Genomic DNA, 883 nt, shown 5'->3' with positions numbered 1-883 from the left:
CAGGCCGCCGCGCGCGCGTGCCCCGGTGCGGCCCGGGTCGGGGGTCCGGCGCGGAGCGTCGGCCGGTGCGGCGGGGCCGTCCGGGGTGCCGTGGGCCGTTCCCGCAGCGCCGCCGTACGGGCCCGGGGTGCCGGCCGTGCCGTCCGCGTGGCGCTGGACGACGGGCAGCGCCGGACCGGACGCGGAGCCGGCGCGGGGCGCGGGGTGCGGGGCGGGGGCGCCCTCTGTCAAGGGCGTGGTCGTCGAGGGCAGTTCGCCCAGCGGGGCGCCGAGGGGCGCGCGGCTTCCCGCGCGCGTGGCGGTGCGCTGTGCGGGGGCGCCGGAGCGCGCCCTCGCCCCGGCCGGTGCGGTCGTGGCGGAGGCGGGACCGGGCGCGTTGGGGGGCGTGCCGCCGTCGGGCACCGGGGTGGCGGCGGGCCGCAGGGCGGGGACGCGGCGCACGGGTCCGGCCGGGTGCCGAGCGACGGTCGGCGAAGGCCCCACCGGGCGGAGCCGGACGGCCGGGGCGCGGTTCTCGGAACCGACCGGCGACCGGGACGCGTGCCCGGAGTCCGACCGGGACGCTCCGGACCGTGTCCGCGAGGCGGGCGCGCCGGAAGCGGACCGGGCCACGGCCCCGTCGGTGGCTGTGCCCGGGACCACCGACACGCGCCGTACCAGCGGAACCTCCGGGGCGGCCGGTCGGCGATCGGTGTCGGCGAGGGGCGCGGCCGGGCCGGTGCCCGGCTCCGTGGCCCGCTGGACGGGAGGAGGCGACGGGGAGAGCACGGCGGGGGAATCCGTGGACGTGATGCCACGGGTCCGAGGAGCGTCGCCCGAACGGCCCTTCCCCGCGGCGCCGGCGTCGCCGGGACGCGCCACCGCGGGCGCCGGGCCGGAGTCC

At 83.1% G+C, this 883-nt stretch carries 1 pseudogene; it reads right to left on the bottom strand.

Annotated elements, in window-relative coordinates:
• Positions 1-441: pseudogene (locus tag ABD335_RS25655) on the bottom strand (hypothetical protein); the annotation flags it as partial.
• Between the last annotated feature and the right edge of the window lie 442 nt (positions 442-883).

Origin of the sequence: Streptomyces macrosporus, from assembly GCF_039533145.1 — a bacterium.
GTDB lineage: Bacteria > Actinomycetota > Actinomycetes > Streptomycetales > Streptomycetaceae > Streptomyces > Streptomyces macrosporus.
This window is presented reverse-complemented; position numbering and strand designations above follow the sequence as displayed.